Source organism: Selenomonas sp. GACV-9 (genome assembly GCA_900116485.1).
In the GTDB taxonomy this organism is placed as follows: Bacteria; Bacillota; Negativicutes; order Selenomonadales; family Selenomonadaceae; genus Selenomonas_A; species Selenomonas_A ruminantium_G.
The window spans coordinates 1-18,437 of the sequence record FPAX01000029.1 but is presented as its reverse complement, the minus strand read 5'-3'; the positions used below and the strand labels follow the sequence as shown (position 1 = coordinate 18,437).

The window sequence follows — 18,437 nt, the reverse complement described above, 5'->3', positions numbered from 1 at the left end:
CTCGCTGGTGCCACAGTGGCTGCGCTTACTTACAGCCCCAGCATCTGCAAGATCAGTGTCCCGAGAATGCTCCCAAGGATGCTGATAAGCAGCTCAAGCAGTAAATTTGGTGTAAACACGTTGGTCAACCTCCCTCCCTTGCCGGATTAGCTTGATGAGGGCTGTGGCCTTTTTAGTATAGCATAGATTCGGGATTATGTGGGATTTTTGTATACTAAGTATATAAAAAGTATTACTTAGTATATGCTTTGAAGGATATATCAGCTGCGTTATTTGACGCAAGAATTGACCGGTCAATATCATAGTGTATTTGTATTTAATTATCGTTACACTTTTGAGAGGGGAACGAAGAGGCGTTTCCGATAATCGTGGCGAGCCGGATGCGAGCCTTCCCGCGCAGGGATGCGCGGTGTCGCTGTCCGACGTGGACGCGGAGGCGTCCACCAAAGGACATGGACACCCGTGACCATGGGGAGATTGTATGGCGCGGCAGTGCCGGGCAGATGCGGAGTGCGGCTGAGTGGATGAAGGGCTCCTACCTGTGCGGGAATAGCGCGACGACTGGAGCGCCCGCATAGGCAGGAGAACTGAATCCCGAACGCCAAACGCAGTCAGCCGCCTGGCTCTGTCGCGCCCTTATCGAGAGGAACGGAAAGCGTCTAGCGCGAAGTGGACGGCGTGCCGTCCACCCGAGCGATTGGACGCCTGCTGGTGGGAAGTATCGACGAGCAGGCAACGACTAGCCCATGAGGTAACATCGAGGCACTGAGGGCAGGGGGTACGGCGGCGCGAGCTATCCCGCACCGCTCTCGCTGGACGCCGTAGTCGTCCCGACCGCAGGGAGGGCTGCCAAGCCCCCTGTCCCCCTATCCGCGGCACAATATCCCCATTCCTGCCCGAGGAGCCACAGAACCGCAGGGCAGGAAAACGGGGGAAAGGGGGTAGGCCCCGCTGGTCGGGGCCGTAGGGGGAAAGGGGGCGGAGAGTGGACGCGGATGCGTCCACGTGCAGAGACGGCCCCCTGCCCTCAGTGCCTCCCCTAGGGTTATCACGGATGAACGACAACGGCACGGCCTGCGGATGCCGCGATGTGCGATGCGGGAGGTGCGCCAGCACGTCCCGCCAGGTGTCCGCTGACGACGTGGACGGCAGCTAGGCCGTCCACCAAAGGAAGGACACCCGAACCAGTAACGAGGGGCAGGACTGACCGGTCAAAGCTACTTATGGGGAGCGGCAAAAGGGCGGGGAGCGGTGTTTCTCTGCGACGTGGACGCTGCAGCCAACGGTGGTCAAAGATAGACAGAAGCGTCAGCGTCCACCAAAGCAGGAACACCGCCGGGCGGGCGTCTCCTTACGGCAGTCTACATCGGGGCATCCCTTACTACGGCGCGCCCACCCTCCCAGCCCTGCAAACTCCCCAAGAGAGGCTGGCCGCGACGTTGCCATGTGCCGCCGGAAGTGTCTGCATGCTCCTACTTTTGGCGGCAGCGTCACAGCAACCTCGCGGCCAGTATATTCTTTCGCGGCCCTCATACTGCGCTGGCGCACCACGTCCGCTGCGCTCCCGTCGTGCGGTGCTGCTCGGTACGGCGTGCTGGGAGTGCCCCCGCCGCGCCTCAGTCCTCGGTCAGCCGCCGTCCGTCGGCAGGATTTTGACCGGTCAACTTGACGCGTCATCATCGTGGCACGAATGGGAGTGCGTGCCGTCGGACGGCTCCAGCTCCCCTGCGGATTCCGTCGCGGCTCACGCACGGCATCCCGTCTTGGATTCCTTCCGATAACCGCCTTACGTCTATCGGAAGTGAGCACCCTACGGGCTGCCCCTCACACTTCCGATAGACACGGTTATCGAAAAGAATCCGCTTTCGAGAACCTCCCACAGGTGGCCGCGTCCAGCTCCCGTCAGCGGGCTCGTCCGTGAGCCCGCCCCATCTGGCGGCGCATGGCCATAGACTGCGACGGATCATCATGAGGCAGACTCGCCACGACTGCCGCGAGCAGGACACGGCATGAACTTCCCTCCGCTGCGGTCGGCTGATGCCGGCTCCTGCCCGAAGGTTGACCAATCAACGCTGAACAGTCAAAAGCGTCATAGTGCTCGGGTGGACAGGCTGTCCTCTCGGAATGCCACCGGCATCCCTCGATGCCCCAGACGCCGTAAGTGCGGCTCGCCATGCGTGCCACGATTGCAGGGCAGGGGCGGACTGACGATGGCCACGGGTGTCCGTTTCCTTGGGTGGACGCTGCCGCGTCCACGTCGTCAATAGACACCGCGCCTCCATGCGCAGGGGAAGGCTCACATCCAGCTCGCCACATCGGAAAATTGAAAGGTGCTTGTTGTTATATTTTATCCAGAAACGGAATAATGAGATTTTTGTATGGTAATGATAAAAATGGAATCGTTATTCCGAAATACCAAAAAAGGAGCCGATAGTATGGCTGGCAGAATAAGAAAACTGCATGAAGAAATGAATCGCTGGGCAAGCACGCATCAATTTGACTTAGCAGCTCTCAATGTACTTGCATCTATTGTCATTAGTAGTAAATGGGCACAGATTGTTATGTTAGTAGGGGATTGGAGAGGTATGATGTACGTTGCTTATGGGAACATTGAGCTTTGGGGAACAAGTCATCCAGTCTTTTTGACAACAGTTTCATTACTACTGTCGATAGTTGTGTCGCACTGGCTTAGTCAGAGGAAAAAAGAATGATACACTTTCACAAAAATGGCTTGGTACGAAAAAAGAGACTGCAGCAGCAGTCTCCGGAGGACTTTTCCAGGCCGATGTGAACGGCCTCATGTTCATATTGAAACTCTCCCGCACTGATGTCATTGCCTGGGAGGCCTTCCGCACGGGGAAGATGGAGCTGGCCCTTTATGAGGAGGACGGGGTGCTGTTCTTCCTGTACCAGATAGACGGCATCTTCAAGGAAGGCTGGGGAGACGCCCCCTTAGGCCTTGCCCTGCTGAAACCGGAGGAATGGCCCACAGAAGAGATCCTGCAGGACAAGACCCTGCATCTCTATCTGGTGGACAGCAACCTGCAGGTGCTGCTGTCCCTCAGGCAGGTACAGCTGAATGAGCAGTTCCACTGCACCATCAAAACTTACATAGAAAAACAGAAGGAAAACCACATTTCCCCAAAAGAATACACAGAAAAAGTCCACCGCATCTGGCAGCACCTGAGCTCTGCTGCCATGCGAGAAAAAGCAGCGGCAGTCCAGAAGATCGAGATGACCCTGGGCCACTGATTCCAGCCTCCCCTTGCCGGGGAGGCTATATTTTCACATCTTTTTCATTTGACAAAAGGAAACCATCACCCTCATGCAGAATAATGACATCGTATAATTATCGTTATGCTCAAAAGAGCTGGATTGCGGTACTCATAAGGAAAGAGGTGTCTCTCCATGAAGAAGATGTTCAAGGCAGCTGCCGCAGCCTGCGGTATGCTGGCCCTTTTGACCCTGCCGGGGTGCGGCTCCCAGGGTGGCGCGGGGCAGAAGGTTTACTTTGTCGCCCACGCCGATGCCACAGGCTTTACGGGGCTCTTGTACGAAGGAGTGAAGTCCCGCATGCAGGGAGCAGAGGTGGAATTCCTCAATGCCAACGGCGACCCCAACCTGCAGATTGACCAGCTGAAGACAGCCATTGAAGAAAAGCCTGCCGCCATCGTGCTGCTGGCAGTGGACGGCAATGCCGTGATCCCCGCCGTGGAAAAGGCCAATGAAGCGGGCATCCCTGTCATCGCCACCAACCGCGACCTGAACGGCGGTACCTTTGCCAACGTAGCTTCCGATGAAGCCCAGGCCGGCAGGCTCCAGGGCGAGTATATGGCCAAGCACCTGCCTCAGGGCGCGAAGGTTGTCTATCTGATGGGCGAAAGCCGCCAGAGCGGCGCCATAGCCCGTTGGGAAGGGTTCAAGGCAGCCTGCCTGGACAAGCGCCCAGACATCCAGCTGCTGGCCAAGGCCGATGCCAACTGGAGCGAGGCCGAGGGGCTGAAGGACATGACCCTCTGGCTGCAGATCTATCCCCAGATAGATGCTGTCGTGTGCGGCAATGACAACATGGCCCTGGGCGCCCTGCACGCCCTGAAGGCTGCCGGCAAGTCCGGCGTCCTCATCTCCGGCGTCGATGCCGTGGACGATGCCCTCAAGGCAGTTGCCGCCGGCGATATGAGCCAGACTGTCAAGCAGGACGCAGACAAGACCGCCGAAGCCATCGCAGGCCTCCTGCAGAAGTCCCTGAGTGGCACCGCCCCCACCGATGACGTGAAGGTGCCCTTTACGGAAATCACCAGGGATAACATTTCCCAGTTCAGATAAGGAGGGTCATCATGAATCATTTAAACGTCAGGATAAAGATTCTCCTGCTGGCCGCCATCATGCTTTTCATCACCTGCATCGTAGCTGCCGTAGGCATCTTTGCTACCTCCCAGGCCAAGCAGTCCATTGATGACATGTACAACTACAACCTCATGACCACCCAGTATCTCAATGATGCCAATACCCAGCTGCAGACCATCATCTCCCATGTCTCCTATGTGCAGCAGCAGAATTTCACCGTGGAAAACCGCAAGATCATCCTGAAGGATATCTCCGACAAGCTGAAGATCATTGAAGATGATGTGCATAAGGTCAAGGAAATCGACCGCAGCCAGCGGGCCCAGGAAACCATCGCAGCCCTGGAAGGGAACCTCTCCGACTTCCAGTCCAAGGTCAAGGCTGCCGAAGCCCTTGGCATGAGCCAGGAAGACCGGGGCAAGCTCTTGGATGAGCTCTCGGGCGTCAGCGCCATCAGCTCCAATCTGGCAGTGCTGACCCCCGACAACGTGCTGCAGGGCAAGCTGCTCTTCGAGGACAATACTGCCACCTACGACCGCACCATCAAGATTTTCGCAGGCATCATCCTGCTGGGCCTTATCGTGGGCATCGCTGCCGCCACCTACATCGCCCAGAACATCGCCGGACCTCTGGGAACCTCCGTCCAACAGCTCAATGCCGTAGCTGACGGCGACCTCACCCAGGAAATCCCCCCGGAGCTCAGCCAGCGCCAGGACGAAGTGGGCAGCATGGTACAGGCTTTGGAAAAAATGCAGGCCTCCCTCAGGAATGTGCTGCGGGAAGTGCGGGGCGAGGCAGACAAGAGCGCCGATATGGTGCAGGAAGTCCAGCATCTGGTAGGCGACCTCAACGACAGCACCCAGGATATGTCCGCAGTCACGGAGGAAATGTCCGCCGGCATGGAAGAAACTGCCGCCTCCACCATGAATCTCCAAACCCTCAGCGACAGGGTAGTGAAAAAAATCCATGAGAATGCAAAAGGGGCCGAAGAAAGCGAAAACTACACAGGACAAGTGGCAGAGCGGGCTGGCCGCCTCCAGTCCACCATGGCCCAGTCCTACAAAGAAGCGGAGGGGGTCTACAATACCACCAAAACCGCCGTGGAAGAAGCCATCGAATCCGCCAAGGTGGTGGAACAGATCAACAGCCTCACAGGAGAAATCACCCAGATTGCCGAGCAGACCAACCTGCTGGCCCTGAACGCCGCCATCGAGGCCGCCCGGGCCGGCGAGCATGGCCGTGGCTTTGCCGTAGTGGCAGACGAGGTGAGGAAACTGGCCGAGCAGTCCCACGACACAGCCGAAAACATCCAGAGCCTCACCAACAAGGTCATCGGCTCCGTGCAGGACCTTTCCAGCGGCGCTTTCAGCCTGCTGAAGTTCATGGAAGAGAAAGTCAGCAAAGACTACGAACTCATCAACGAGACAGCCGCCCAATATCGTGAAGATGCCGACTACCTCAGGGGCTTCGCCCAGAAGAGCAACACTACCTCCAGGGAACTGGCCGAGTCCATAGATACCATGAACAACGCCCTGGAGGAAATCTCCAAGGCCACCCACGAGGGAGCCATAGGCAACACCAGCGTGGCAGAAAAAATCGCCCTGGTGGCAGATAAGGCCAACGACATCCTGCAGAAGATCAACATCTCCCAGCAGGGCGCCGAAAACCTCAAGAAGCAGGTGGCAAAGTTCAAGGTCTGAAAATCCCCCATATAACGAGTGCAAGATGTCCCCCACTTCTATAAGTGGAGGCGGTAACTTACTAACAGGCGGCGAGTTAATATCTCCCACCTCGTTAAAAGGCCAAGAGGAAGTTTTTCCTTCGGCAAAACTGGAACAATGGCCTTATAAAAAACTGCCCTCAGCGCGAGGGCAGTTTTCATTTTATTTGAGCAGGAAAAACAGCAGGGGGAACACCACTACCAGATACAAAAACGTGGTGAGAATAAAGGAGCACACCGCCAGATCCGTCCTCAGCTGATATAGCTTCGAGGCCAGCACCGCATTAATGGCAGTAGGCGTAGTGGCGAGAATGACGAAGGTATTCAGCAGCACTGGATCCTGGAACACCAGCCGGCTGGAGAAAAAGACAAAGGCCGGCACTAGGAAAAACCTGATGGCGCAGAGGTCAAGGGTGTATTTGAGGTAATGCTTCGCCCGTCCGAAGTCCATGAGGAAACCCACTGGCAGCATGGCTGTCCAGGCACCGATATGCACCAGGCTCTGGAAGAAGGGAGCCAGCTCTGCCGGACGCTCCACCCCCAGCCCCTGCAGGGACAGGCCCAGCACCATGCCCAAGAGGGACAGCTGGTTCCAGGAAAAGAACATCTTCGTGAAGCTGTGCAGACGGCTCCCCTGACGGATGGGCAGCCGATTTTGTTTCAAATAGAAATACTGGGCCATGGGAAAGACCAGGAGCACCAGCATGATATGAAGTTGTCAACTATTATTGACAACTTCATTTGCTCGTGCCGTCAGATAGCTTTTGAGCCAGGAAGTTCATCCTTTCTTTTTTGCGTACTTCTGACGGCTGGCGGCAAAAAAAGCGGAAGCTTCTTCAAGAAATTCATTTTTTTCTTCTAGGTCTGCAATTTTCTTTTTTAGGGCTTTATTCTCTTTTTCCAGAATAGCCAACCTTTCGCTGGCAGACAGAGGTTTATCTAATTTTACATCATCCCCGATGTCAATCTTGCCAATACGAGCATTCCTAACCCAGGTGCTGACGGTATTCGAAGAGATGCCTAGTTCTTTGGCAGCTTTGCTTTGACCTATCTCATAAGCTAATTTGATTGCCTGTACTTTGTAGTCGTGAGTGTATGTTCTTCCAGTTGACATTTGTACTTACCATCCTTTTCTATTCAGCATCATATATACTGAATGCTTGTTTTATATCTGTCAACTAAAAGTGTACTACTTCAAAATGACACCAAAATCTTCAAGCAGGAAATCCATCTGAGCAAACAGTTCCTTGATGCATAGTGCCAGATGCTTGGAACGAAATCTTGAGATAGTAGCATGGTCGGGGGCCGGCTTGCCTTCCAGCAGGTACATGAAATTTATGTCCCTTTGGCAGGCGCACTCAATCCTGCGTGAGCTGAAGATATGGTTCATTCCCGCATAAACAAGGATGGCCAGCATCTGCCTTGGCGTCGTCAGATTACGATCTATCCGTTGATAGGTCTTCTCCAGTGATGTTATATCCATACCTCCAATACAGTAGCGAAGCAGGCGGACGGGGTCATCTTTTGCCAATCTGAAATTCAAGATTAAAAGGAAGGGATACTTGATAACTCCCTCCGAAAGACGTATAATCTTTCTGTGAATTTAGTTTGTGCATACCTAAATTCTACACTTAATCCCGAGGCATTCAAGCCCCGGGATTGTTTTTTTGCATGCGAAAAGGAGCTGCTGCACGTTGATTACGTGCAACAGCCCCTTTTTTGTACTTATATTTAATTATCGTTACGCTTTTTCAGTACAAGCTGCACGGTGGATGGGCTGCATCCGAGTACCTTGGCAATCTTGCGGATAGACATGCCCTGATCGCGGCGAAACAGGATGTCCTTATGCAGGTTCACATTGGTCTTCGGGCCGCGTTTTGCAAAGGCGGCCCGGCGAATAGCCTCGTCATATTCGGCCTTGTTGCGCTCCTGCTGGTCTTTGAGGATGAACTGGGTCTTTTTCTGCAGCTCTGCCCGAAGCTCCTTATTTTCGGCGTGTAACCGTTGGCGTTCTTCTTGCCACACGGATGACTTCCCTTTTAGGTTGGCAAGCTCTTGTCTGAGCGCGTCGTTTTCCTGCCGCAGCCGATCCAGTTCGGATGCAGCCCACTCGCTGTTTACTACCTTTTCCATGACGACCCTCCTTGTGTACTTATAATTAATTATCGTTACACTTATAATATACCATATTGACCGTCAAAAAACAAGAAAAACCGTACCAATAATAAAATATCGGTACGGTTTTGAGGCGTCAATCTGACCGGTCAAAATTGACGGGTCAAATAGATAAGGCCGCCGACATGGGGCGCGGCGGCCTCGATATGTTGCTGTATCGCGCGAATTGGAAGGGCGATACACCTTATTATACCATGTCAGCGGCGCTGCAACTGCAGCTCCTTGACAAGCTCACCGATTTGCTCGGTGAACTTGTCCATCGAACGCTGGAACCGCGTTAAGAGGTAGAACGTCACGACGATGGGAAAGCCGACGGCGGATATGGCGGTAAGAATGGTTTGTTCCATGGCTGCATCCATCATACAAGCGCCGCATCATCAACCGTGCGGATGAAGGCCATCTTCAGGGAAACCAGCTGCGCACCGTTGACGATGAAAAACTTCGTGGTCACGATTTTATTTACCAAAGCACGGATTTCCTCCAGCGTGATGTCCTCACGCGGATTGGTAATAACCAGCTCCGACGTTCTGCCATCGGAACGGTTGAATCGCATAATAAGTGTTTTCTTCATGATGATATACCTCCTTTACGCTCAGCCAACTGCAATCAAGGATGCGCTGTCCTCGCGGACAATCGCGCTGATGGTACGCTCCTGCAGCCGACCCAGAAGGGCTGCCACCTCGTAAACATCGCTATCTGCGACCTCGGGATTTACATGCGGGAACGTCACCAAAGCATAAACTTCCTTGCCGGCCGCATTCTGCCCTTTGATGAATTTGAGTTTCAGCGAACAGGTCTGGTCTTCTTTTCTTGTCTCCATGATAAAACCTCCTTCAAAACGCAACAAAGCCGCACGATCGTCATGCCGTGCGGCTTTGCTGCGGAATGACGACCTATGGGGAAAATCCCCTATATATCAAGCGCCAAGCGCCAGATACCGGAGCAGCAGAAGGGTCGTCATCATTCCGTATGTGGGGTTTTTATGGGAATATGGGAAAGGTAGTTCTTATCTACCGTCATAATACCGAGTTGACCGGTCAATAGCAAGTTTTTTTATTTTTTGCTGAATAAGAAAAGGGACTGCCGCATGAGCAGCAGTCCTTTCTGCCGTAGGGTGAACAGTCCTGCGGCGCGGCTTTTACGTGGTGCGTTGGTTATCTGTCAAGCCATTTGCAGATGTAGTGGCTGACTATGCCTGCAAAAACAGAAACCATGAAGTTTGCGAGATTTTGGTCCAAATGTAACACCTCCCTCTAGCCGGAGGTTCCGCACCGCGTATTAGTATAGCATGAATTGACGGCAAGCGTAAATCCGAGGTATAATAAAAGCAAGCTAATGGAGTTTGCGAGATTCCAAATGCACCGGAGCTGTGGCCTGAACAACCACAGCTTTTTTCGTGGGAAAAATAGCCCCTGCTGCCGTTTCGGGCAGCAGGGGCTTTCTTTATTGCTGTTGCTCGTAGTCCGTGACGCCGCGCGCCAGCGCCCGTGCGATTTCGTCGCCGTGCTGGGTAAGGAGGCCGATGTCGTCGCTATCGATGAAGCCTGTCTCCACGAGGACAGCGGGCATGGTGGTATTACGCAGGACGCAGAAACTTGGATGCGCCTTGACGCCGCGATCGGCGTAGCCGCCGTCGATGGGCGCGAGACTTTCTACGAGCTGGCGCTGGATGCAGTGGGCGAGCTTTTCGCCGCTGCCGCCGAAGTTATAGCAGTAGGTTTCGGCACCTCTGCCGCCGCCCGCATTGACGTGGATGGATAGGAAGAGGTCGGCGGGCCAGCGGTTGGCGGCGTCCACGACGCAGGGATAGCCGGGCGCTTCGCCGTAGAGGTTGTGACTTTGCAGCAGCTTTACTTCCCAACCCGCGGCTTCGAGATATTTGCCGCAGAGGCTGCCGTAGGTAATGGCAAGGTCGCATTCGCGCAGGTGGTAGCGGGAATTGACGCAGCCGGGGTCGGGATTGCCGCCGAGGGCATGACCGGGATTTAGGAATACTCGCATAGTTTCCTCCTTTTGGGCAGAGTATAGAAAAAGCGCAGGCCAGATGGTCTGCGCGGGCGGGTTAGTTTACGACAAAGCCGTCTTCGGTTTCTTCGGTATGATAGGTGTCCTCCTGGTCGTAGTCTTGGGCGTAGACGGTATACGTCCCCTCTTCGACAAGGCTTTCGCTGATGTCGAGGCAGTCGCCAAGGGCGTCCATCAGCGCATCCGTCCATTCGTCGAAATCGCAGTATGTGCCGGTGATATGCGGCATGGTAGAAAAGGTGTAGAGGTCGCCGTCAGCTGGCTGGGGCGCAGCGGGAGCGACAGGGATAGTGGCAGGGCGCGGCGCAGGTTCGCTTTTTTGACGGGTCAGTTGACCGGTCAAATGGTAAACCATCTTGCGGCAGGTCTTGGATAGGGTCAAAAGCCCTGCGTCGATAAGCTCGTGGCGGGCGGCGACGATGCTGCCATGGGAAAGGCCGGTCATGTCGCGGATGAGGTATTCGTCCACGATGCCGCCGCCGCGGGCGGTAATGGCGTCATAGAGTTTTTGCGCCTTACGCGAAAGCATAGCGGATTCCTCCTTGTAGTAGATAGGTGTTATGCGCCATAGGCTGGGACGGGCGGCGGATGCCGCAGGCGTGGTCGTGGCCATCCATGTAGGTCATAAACGCCCGACGCCCGCGAATTGTGCCAAGGTCGATGCAGGATGCTGGCACTTTCGCGGCGGCAATACACGTCAGGTAAGTGTAGACCTGTCCCCATAGTTTGGCGCAGGCAGGATTACCGTATTTTTGTATGGCCATGACGATCGCAAGCACGTCATGAGCCGTAAAGCCGCCCGCCTCCTGCCGGAGACAGAGCGGCAGGGTCAAGGGGCGGGGTCGGGTCAGTAAGGCTTGCCAACGGTCAGCAATGTCTTTTTCGGGGCAGATAGCCGCGTGCCCCGTGATAAGGCTGAGAGAAAGGCTTTGTCCGATGTGAACAGCCTGCGGGTAGTCAATAGTGACGACGATGCTATCCATACACAGTCTCCTTCCTCGTTGGCGGGAACGACTTTGGCAATAGGTTTGCCGTTGACTAATGCCAGCATGCGCGAAGCATCGATGCCGATTGGTATCCTCGCCAAGCGGTAGATTTCGAGCATCTGACAATCTAATGCGGTGCGTCCGTGGTAGTGTGCGTAGTCCGTTTTCCCCATATCGTCAACTCCTTTTGTTAATGCAGGGAGGGCAGGCAGTTGTCCTGATGGATGGCGCATTCGGCCAGCCATTTGTCGGCGGCGGTGCGGTGTATCATGATGCGCCGTCCGACGCGCAGGGCGGGGAAACCACGGACATGGGAGAGGCGGCGGGCCGTCTTTTCGCCAATGCCGGTCATGTGGGAAAATTCGTGGATAGTGAGCAGGATTTTTTCTTGATTGTCCATAGGCATTTACCTCGCTGTGACTGTTTCACGTTCCTTTTTTGCAGTCGTATTGCATAGTGTTCTGTATTTGTTCGACGTTTTAATTATACTACTATGTAATTTTAATGTCTATAACTGTCAGAAAATACGGCATATAATTGTTTTATAACGCATGTTATGGTGCATTTGTGGTACAATAGGGCTGAAAGGTGGTTTGGATGACATGAAGGACGACAAAACAATTGACCAGTCAAATTTGACCGGTCAAGAGACAAAAGATGTCGAAATACTGCGCCCCGACCTGCGGGAAAGGTTCGAGGGGCTGGCCATACAGAGAGCGAAAGACGGGGCGGATAACGTGTTTCCGAATCGTCTCAAGATGCTGCGGAAGGAGGTAAATCTGACGCAGCAGGAAATGGCGGCCATTATGGACGTTCCTGTCCGCACCTATTCCAATTGGGAGCAGGGGCGGTCGTTCCCGAGCATCGAGCGGCTGCCACATATTGCGGCCTTTTTCGATGTGACGGTGGATTATCTTTTAGGCGTGAACCGCGATACCATCAATCACAGGGTTATGGATCAATTGGCTATCCTTACCCCCGAACAGCGCAAGGCCGTGGAGCTGGTGCTCGTGAGTATGAAGAAAGAAGCGGAATGAAGGGGGGACTGGCATGGGACGGAGGAAGAAAACCCGCCGCGGGCCGCGGGAAGGGTCAATCTATAAGGACAAAAAGCGTGACCGCTGGATTGCGCAGTTGACGGTAGGTTTTGATGGCCGGACGGGCCGCCCGGTGCGGCGCACGAAAAGCAGCCTTACGCAGAAAGAGGCGCTGAAAAACCTTGCGGCTCTCAAGGAGAGGTATATGAATACGACGGCCCTGCTTGCCGACCAGCTGACGGCAGGAGAGTGGCTGGACCGGTGGTTTACGACCTATTCGCAGCCCCATATCCGCATGACGACCGGGGAGCGCTACGGCTTTATGATTCGCGTGGCCAAGGAGTATATCGGCACGATGCCGCTGGCGTTCGTGACGGAATTTGACCTGCAGAACATCATCAACCGCAGGTTTTTCGACCATTACGAGCGGGCGCGGTATTTCCGCGTCGTCATGCGCATGGCCTTTGGGCGGGCGGCAAAACTCAAGCTGATTCCTGCCAATATTGCCGATGACCTCAATCTGCCGCGCCGACCGCAGAAAAAGCCGTTCGTGCGGCCTACCAAGGAACAGCGGGACGCTTTGCTGGAGGCGGCGACGCCGTTTCCTTGCTGGCGGCAAATCCTGCTGACCGAGTTCATGACAGGGCTTAGACGTGGCGAGCTTTTGGCCCTGCACTGGAGCGACATCAACCTTGAAGAGGGTTGGCTGGAGGTCAATCATGGCCTCGTCAATACCGACGGCAAAGTCATGCTCACGGAGCCCAAGACCGAGCAGAGCCGCCGCCGCATCTATATCCCGCGGGCATTATGCCAGGAGCTTTCCGAATACCGGCACCGGCAGGGAATCGCGCGGCTGGAGGCGGGGCATTGGGAGCATCCCGATTTAGTATTTACGCGTAAGGCGGGAGCCTTCATCAGCCCAGCGTATTTCTCGTCATACTATGCGCGGGTCAGAAAACGCCTTGGCATCCGCACGACCTTCCACATGCTGCGGCATGACCTCGCCTCCCGCATGAAGGACAGCAAGAAATTCGACCTCAAGGACATACAGGAGCAGCTGGGCCATTCGACGATAAATGTCACGATGGACATCTACACTCACCTCAACGAGGATTCCAAGGCCGCCGTCGGGCGCTGGATGCAGGAGGACATGGGCAATGTCATTGACATGGATGAGAAACGGCAGGAGCGGGAGAGCAAATAGTCGTGAAAAATCAAAAAAAAATTTTATGATGCCTATCTGGCATAACTTGATATAGCGTGATATATCACTGTCGTGTCGATACCGATTTACGACCCGCAGAGCGGGCAGGAAAATCGTACAAGAAAAGCCCCGTGAAAAGCATCACGGGGCTTTGGCGTATATAGCCTTACGGTGTTTTGAAAATTGCGGGTAAACGCAGGAATTATACAACATCAAAAGTGTTATACCTGCCACCTATTCGGGGGATGTCTGCCGCTTGCAGACAGTTGACGTATTAGCCGCAATCATGCTATTATAGTTTGCAGATACAGAGTTATCGACAGAAAGCCTGTGCATAACAGGATAGCTTTTTTCTAAGTAAAAAATTGAAACGTTAATATATAGAGAAAATAAAAAGAAGCCTTTGGACGGCAATCCGCAGGCTTCCGCTAAATGTTCCACGACACAACCGTGAACAAAAGCATCTCTACGTCCGATTATATCGTATAGATTTTGAATCGTCAAGTATCTGACGATATAATCGGGATATGTCGTGGAACATTTAGCACCAGCTCCAGCGGAGCAGGTGCTTTTTTCGTGCGTGAATTTTAGTATCGGGGAGTACAGGTACAGGAAATAACGGATCAGAAGGCAGCCTGCCGCGGAGGGGTCATGTTGAGCGGCAAATCATGCGAATATAACCGGACGGCTTAATCAGCCGGTGTACTGGCCGTTAGAGGGTGGCGTTACTTCCACGATGCGGCGGGGGTGCGATTCCTCCGTCTGATGCCCCGGGGTTCGTGTCCGGGGCTAAACCGTACTGTGATGCGTCTCACGAGCGCAGGACGGGGATGGCAACATCCCCCGATGTCAGCTGCAAGGCTGGCAGGAGGCAGGCAACCAACGGCACAAGTGATGTGCCTAGATGTAAAGGCAGACCGTGGGTCTACCGCCATACGGTGGGAAGGTTGTTCATGGGTAACGAAAGCGACGGCGGCTCCATACCGTCCAAACTTCACCCCTGCTACTCTCATAGGGCAGGGGCGCCTCTGCTCAGGACTCACCACCCGTCCTAACATAGGGTACGAGCAAAGTCAACAGTTAGATTCCTAAAACATCAAGAGTGCTGAGGGGTTCGGGCTTAGAGACAGCGCCTTTAGGAGGCAGTCTGCCCGAGCGGTAGCGTCTCAAATGTGTAACGATAATTAATTATGAGTACAGTTTTGAGACTAGCCACGCAGGCTTTTGTAGAGCCGAAAGAGTGCGGGGCAGATTATCTTGAGTAGGCCATAGACGACACCGAGGAGAAAGCAAAGGGCACAGAAGACCATAAAGATGGCCACGATAAGAGACAACATGACAGGTACCTCCAGCAACAAATTGGTTACATTCATTATAGCAGAAACGGCAGTCCGTAGAGTCGGGCTGCCGTTTTTTTGACCGGTCAATTTTGACTCGTCAACTATTGCCAGTCCGAGGCGGATTTGATATAGTTAGTATATAAAAAGTATTACTTAGCATATACCATGAGGGGCAGAAGAATGAAAATCATAGCGATAGCAAACCAAAAAGGCGGCGTGGCCAAGACGACGTCGACTTACAATCTGGCGGCGGCCAAGGCGGTGGCATCGAAGAAAAATCGGGTGTTGATGATTGACCTGGATCCGCAGGCATCTTTGACGATTAGCTGCGGGCTGGAGCCGGGAACGGGCAACATGGAAAAGTACAACATCTGTGCGTTGTTTGAAACTGACAAGCACAAACAGGTAAATCCGGCGGAGTGCTGTTTCACGGTCGATGCGACAGGTCTCGAGAATCTGTACCTGCTGCCGTCGGATTTGGAACTGGCGGTCAAGGAGGGCAACCTCATCGGCACGCGTAACTCGGATGTCCGCCTCTATACGGCCTTGGAGCAGCTGACGCCATATTTTGACTACTGCTTTATTGACTGTCCGCCGCAGCTCGGCACGCTGCTGCGCAATGCACTGACGGCTGCCAATGAAGTCATCGTGCCATCCAAGACGGATTACCTTTCCTATCGCGGCCTCAAGGCATTGATGGAGACCATCGAGGGCATAAGGTCCGGCGACGGCGCAAGGTCTCTCAACCCCGACTTGGAGTTCCGTGGCGTCATAGCGACGCTTTACAAAGGCTCGTCCAACGACCATCGTGACGTACTGGAGCTCTTGAAGAAAAACTACAACGTGCTCGGCGTCGTCAAAGACACCGTCGAAGTGAACCGCCGCCTTATCGAAGGACTGCCGATAGTCCTGGCGAATAAAGGCGCGGAAGTATCGGGGGTCTACAAGAACATTGCAGATAAGATTCAAAAGTAATACTTATTATATAAATAGTATTAGCAAGCATATAGAAAGTATTACTTAGTATATAAGGAGAACGGATATGGCAAGACTGATTGATAAAATCGAAGAACGGGAACGGCAGACGGAGGCGAACGCCTCAGCCGAGAAAAAAACGCCGGTTGTCGTGCGGATGACGGAGCAGACAAAATCCTCCAGTGGCAAAGACAAGCAGATTTCGGCCAAGGTCAACTCGGAAACCTATGCGGCCTTTACGGAAATCAACCGTGCGCTGGGCATGTCCAACAACAGCGCCCTGAACATGATTATTGCCGACTACGTGCGCGAGAAACGCTACGTACTTGAGGACATAAAGTAATACTTTTTATATAATAGGTATCGCTAAGCATATAGATAGTATTACTTAGTGTAGAAAAAGTATAGATTAGCATGGTGTACTTATATTTAAATATAGGTACATAGTATTCTTCTGTTTTTTGGCGGATAAGGCAGAAGGATGCTACAATGAAAATAGATTTAGATGTGGACATTAAGTTGGCCATTAGAAAACGCCCTTGGGAGTGATGACCCAAGGGCGTTTTTGTGGGAAAAAAAGGCGGAGAGAAGGAAAAATCCCTAAAAACAGCGGTAAAACTGACGCTTACGCATTCGAAATGCTATCCTTTAAGCAACAAAGGCAAACGAAATGATGCAAAGGAGAGATTCCATGAGTGTAGCAGAGAAAAAGATGCTGTTGAAAGAATTGAAACGGTTGTTCAAAGGTTATCGTACGCTGAATTCATCCCTTCGTCGCCAGTTGGTAAACCTTGGTTTTCGTGTTGATGTAAAAGGGAAGCATTATAAATTGTATTTTCGTGAACTTCCCTATCCTTTCATTTTGGCAAAGACACCAAGTGATCGTTATAGTGGCATGAATTTTGCCCATGATGTGATGCGTACCATAAATGTAGTGTGTGAGTAGAGGAGAATAAAAATCTCTCACGAGAAGGACCTATTGAGGTTGGAGGAGCCGGAGGAGTGATAATATGTTAAAAAGTAATGAAACAGTCCTTTTCAGTGAAAAATATGTGTTGATTCATAAGTCGCTGTTTGAACGTATCTTGGAGGCACATATCAAAGGTAGTGAAGGTGCAGTTCCAAAGAAGACATTGTTTTTTTTGTTTTCTTTGTTGACCCAACCGGCTGAAAAGGAAAAAAATACTTCAGATGTTGGCTTTGTTCGTGATTATAAGTTACCATTTTCAATTTCTAAAGCTGCTGCGTGGCTGGAAAAAAATAATATTTTGGTCGATCGTGGTGACCGTTATTTTCGCTTTCAGCCAGTTACTATGACTCCAGATAACATCTTTAATGATTTTAAGGATGCTCGTGGTATCAAACATGACAATGTATTTAATGCTGCGTTGGTATTGGAACTTACGAAGTGGTTTTTCAAGGATGAAGTAAAAAAGAGTGAATGGGCAAGGAATGAGGTGCGGAGTGCTTGGGAGACTTTGACCAGGTATAAAGAAAAAAAATGTCCCTATTTTCAGGCAGCATTAGCTATGTGTGGGCCTAATAGCTATAACGATGATGAAACTAAGCTTAAGGTAGTGACCCAGGGGAAAAATTATGTGTTGATAGACAGGTATTTTTTCCGTTATATTGTTTCTGTCTGTTATAATAATGCGGACAAAGATGATGTAGTTGTTCCTGAATCACGTAAGGTGGCTAATGGAGTTGGTTTGGTCTTGCTGCTGGATTTGCTGCAGCATGTCGATAGCTATAATTACTGTTCGATAAAGGCCAAGACAATTATTGAACGGGATATTACATCCAAGAATAGTTTTACGAAAGCAATGGCAGCATTGTGTGATACTGGTATTATTGAAAAACATGAGTATGATAGGAAGTATAAGTTTCACAGTTATTACAAGGTAGATTTTTCCATTCTGGATATGGACATCCGTTGGGACGAGAAAAGGGGAACTTGGTTTTATTTATAAAAAAGGAGGGACAGGTAATGAATGATAGGAAAAAAATGTATATGCATGGGGGGATTTTTGAGAACGGAGAATATTATCCGATTAAATTACCCTTGCCGTATTTGGTAGGATAAGAGATGTGATAGGGTGTAAAGGAAGTGATTATATGATGATAATCTACCAGCGTAAACCAAGCATTGCAGAACGCTTGGTTAAGTTATTATTGAGTAATTGATGCAAGGATTGTTTAAGCAAGGAGATGATGAAATGATTCCTATTCCGGTAATGATTGGTATCGGATTGTATGTAGCTAAACGCATTATCGATGAAGATTAAGAGAGAGGATTGATGATTATGTTACCGATTCCTGCTGTGGTAGAAGGTATTGTTTTAGGTATTAGTATTGCGAAGACGATTGACCATGCATTGAATGATTAATCTTTGCGCTGGTAGCTGTTTATTGACGAATTGTCAAGATGATGCTACAATGAATATAGTAATTTGGTGTTGACACAGGTCAACCATTGAAAAAGCCCTTGGGAGTGATGACCCAAGGGCTTTTTTGCGTGCCGTGATGATTGGCGCGCCTCGCTGGTGCCACAGTGGCTGCGCTTACTTACAGCCCCAGCATCTGCAAGATCAGTGTCCCGAGAATGCTCCCAAGGATGCTGATAAGCAGCTC

22 protein-coding genes are annotated in these 18,437 nt (G+C 52.1%); 10 read left to right on the top strand and 12 right to left on the bottom strand.

Annotated elements, in window-relative coordinates:
• Positions 1 to 1,902: 1,902 nt before the first annotated feature.
• The gene (locus BM322_RS13625) at positions 1,903 to 2,070 is read right to left on the bottom strand and encodes a hypothetical protein (protein ID WP_156033533.1); all 168 of its coding nucleotides are present in this window, start codon (positions 2,068 to 2,070) and stop codon (positions 1,903 to 1,905) included.
• Positions 2,071 to 2,378: 308 nt separating this feature from the next.
• On the opposite strand from BM322_RS13625, the gene BM322_RS13085 reads away from it, so the two are divergent.
• The 4 genes from BM322_RS13085 to BM322_RS13070 all read left to right on the top strand — a co-directional run bounded on the left by BM322_RS13085 (position 2,379) and on the right by BM322_RS13070 (position 6,044).
• The gene (locus BM322_RS13085; RefSeq protein WP_033171186.1) at positions 2,379 to 2,711 is read left to right on the top strand and encodes a hypothetical protein; all 333 of its coding nucleotides are present in this window, start codon (positions 2,379 to 2,381) and stop codon (positions 2,709 to 2,711) included.
• An 88-nt stretch (positions 2,712 to 2,799) separates the two neighbouring features.
• Positions 2,800 to 3,252 (top strand): hypothetical protein, encoded by a 453-nt coding sequence (locus BM322_RS13080; RefSeq protein ID WP_051635346.1) that lies wholly within the window; start codon positions 2,800 to 2,802, stop codon positions 3,250 to 3,252.
• Between the two features lie 156 nt (positions 3,253 to 3,408).
• Positions 3,409 to 4,326 (top strand): sugar ABC transporter substrate-binding protein, encoded by a 918-nt coding sequence (locus tag BM322_RS13075; RefSeq protein ID WP_075431172.1) that lies wholly within the window; start codon positions 3,409 to 3,411, stop codon positions 4,324 to 4,326.
• Positions 4,327 to 4,337: 11 nt separating this feature from the next.
• Positions 4,338 to 6,044: a methyl-accepting chemotaxis protein gene (locus tag BM322_RS13070; RefSeq protein ID WP_075431170.1), complete on the top strand. Its 1,707-nt coding sequence runs from the start codon at positions 4,338 to 4,340 to the stop codon at positions 6,042 to 6,044.
• Between the two features lie 183 nt (positions 6,045 to 6,227).
• On the opposite strand, the gene BM322_RS13065 is transcribed toward BM322_RS13070, so the two are convergent.
• From BM322_RS13065 to BM322_RS13015, 11 genes are all read right to left on the bottom strand, one after another.
• Positions 6,228 to 6,770 carry an AEC family transporter gene (locus BM322_RS13065; RefSeq protein WP_075431168.1) on the bottom strand — a complete coding sequence of 181 codons (543 nt, stop codon included), beginning with the start codon at positions 6,768 to 6,770 and terminating at the stop codon, positions 6,228 to 6,230.
• A 72-nt stretch (positions 6,771 to 6,842) separates the two neighbouring features.
• Complete coding sequence (locus BM322_RS13060; RefSeq protein WP_218154624.1) at positions 6,843 to 7,178, bottom strand: transposase; 336 nt, start codon at positions 7,176 to 7,178, stop codon at positions 6,843 to 6,845.
• A gap of 75 nt (positions 7,179 to 7,253) precedes the next feature.
• Entirely contained in the window at positions 7,254 to 7,547 is a 294-nt protein-coding gene (locus BM322_RS13055; protein ID WP_318254631.1) for a transposase, read from the bottom strand.
• A gap of 248 nt (positions 7,548 to 7,795) precedes the next feature.
• Positions 7,796 to 8,197, bottom strand: a complete 402-nt coding sequence (locus tag BM322_RS13050; protein WP_075431166.1) for a helix-turn-helix domain-containing protein — start codon at positions 8,195 to 8,197, stop codon at positions 7,796 to 7,798.
• A gap of 239 nt (positions 8,198 to 8,436) precedes the next feature.
• Entirely contained in the window at positions 8,437 to 8,586 is a 150-nt protein-coding gene (locus BM322_RS13045; protein WP_072022741.1) for a YvrJ family protein, read from the bottom strand.
• 11 nt (positions 8,587 to 8,597) lie between these two features.
• The gene (locus tag BM322_RS13040) at positions 8,598 to 8,810 is read right to left on the bottom strand and encodes a DUF2922 domain-containing protein (protein ID WP_075431164.1); all 213 of its coding nucleotides are present in this window, start codon (positions 8,808 to 8,810) and stop codon (positions 8,598 to 8,600) included.
• A gap of 21 nt (positions 8,811 to 8,831) precedes the next feature.
• The gene (locus tag BM322_RS13035; RefSeq protein WP_075431162.1) at positions 8,832 to 9,059 is read right to left on the bottom strand and encodes a DUF1659 domain-containing protein; all 228 of its coding nucleotides are present in this window, start codon (positions 9,057 to 9,059) and stop codon (positions 8,832 to 8,834) included.
• A gap of 623 nt (positions 9,060 to 9,682) precedes the next feature.
• A complete protein-coding gene (locus BM322_RS13030) occupies positions 9,683 to 10,240 on the bottom strand; it encodes an N-acetylmuramoyl-L-alanine amidase (protein WP_075431159.1) in 558 nt (185 codons plus the stop codon).
• 61 nt (positions 10,241 to 10,301) lie between these two features.
• The gene (locus BM322_RS13025) at positions 10,302 to 10,793 is read right to left on the bottom strand and encodes a hypothetical protein (RefSeq protein ID WP_075431158.1); all 492 of its coding nucleotides are present in this window, start codon (positions 10,791 to 10,793) and stop codon (positions 10,302 to 10,304) included.
• Positions 10,780 to 11,247 carry a hypothetical protein gene (locus BM322_RS13020; protein WP_075431156.1) on the bottom strand — a complete coding sequence of 156 codons (468 nt, stop codon included), beginning with the start codon at positions 11,245 to 11,247 and terminating at the stop codon, positions 10,780 to 10,782. Before BM322_RS13020 ends, BM322_RS13025 begins: the two co-directional genes overlap by 14 nt.
• Before the next feature lie 193 nt (positions 11,248 to 11,440).
• Complete coding sequence (locus BM322_RS13015) at positions 11,441 to 11,650, bottom strand: helix-turn-helix domain-containing protein (protein WP_074515958.1); 210 nt, start codon at positions 11,648 to 11,650, stop codon at positions 11,441 to 11,443.
• 202 nt (positions 11,651 to 11,852) lie between these two features.
• Between BM322_RS13015 and BM322_RS13010 the strand changes: the two genes are divergently transcribed.
• The 6 genes from BM322_RS13010 (at position 11,853) to BM322_RS12985 (ending at position 17,776) form a co-directional block, all read left to right on the top strand.
• Positions 11,853 to 12,287, top strand: a complete 435-nt coding sequence (locus BM322_RS13010) for a helix-turn-helix domain-containing protein (protein ID WP_075431155.1) — start codon at positions 11,853 to 11,855, stop codon at positions 12,285 to 12,287.
• A 13-nt stretch (positions 12,288 to 12,300) separates the two neighbouring features.
• The gene (locus tag BM322_RS13005) at positions 12,301 to 13,491 is read left to right on the top strand and encodes a site-specific integrase (RefSeq protein ID WP_075431154.1); all 1,191 of its coding nucleotides are present in this window, start codon (positions 12,301 to 12,303) and stop codon (positions 13,489 to 13,491) included.
• A 1,520-nt stretch (positions 13,492 to 15,011) separates the two neighbouring features.
• Positions 15,012 to 15,806 (top strand): ParA family protein, encoded by a 795-nt coding sequence (locus tag BM322_RS13000; RefSeq protein WP_177220913.1) that lies wholly within the window; start codon positions 15,012 to 15,014, stop codon positions 15,804 to 15,806.
• A gap of 67 nt (positions 15,807 to 15,873) precedes the next feature.
• Entirely contained in the window at positions 15,874 to 16,149 is a 276-nt protein-coding gene (locus tag BM322_RS12995) for a hypothetical protein (protein ID WP_033171188.1), read from the top strand.
• Between the two features lie 348 nt (positions 16,150 to 16,497).
• Positions 16,498 to 16,752 (top strand): hypothetical protein, encoded by a 255-nt coding sequence (locus BM322_RS12990; RefSeq protein ID WP_075431152.1) that lies wholly within the window; start codon positions 16,498 to 16,500, stop codon positions 16,750 to 16,752.
• Between the two features lie 64 nt (positions 16,753 to 16,816).
• Positions 16,817 to 17,776 carry a hypothetical protein gene (locus tag BM322_RS12985; protein ID WP_075431151.1) on the top strand — a complete coding sequence of 320 codons (960 nt, stop codon included), beginning with the start codon at positions 16,817 to 16,819 and terminating at the stop codon, positions 17,774 to 17,776.
• Positions 17,777 to 18,437 lie beyond the last annotated feature (661 nt).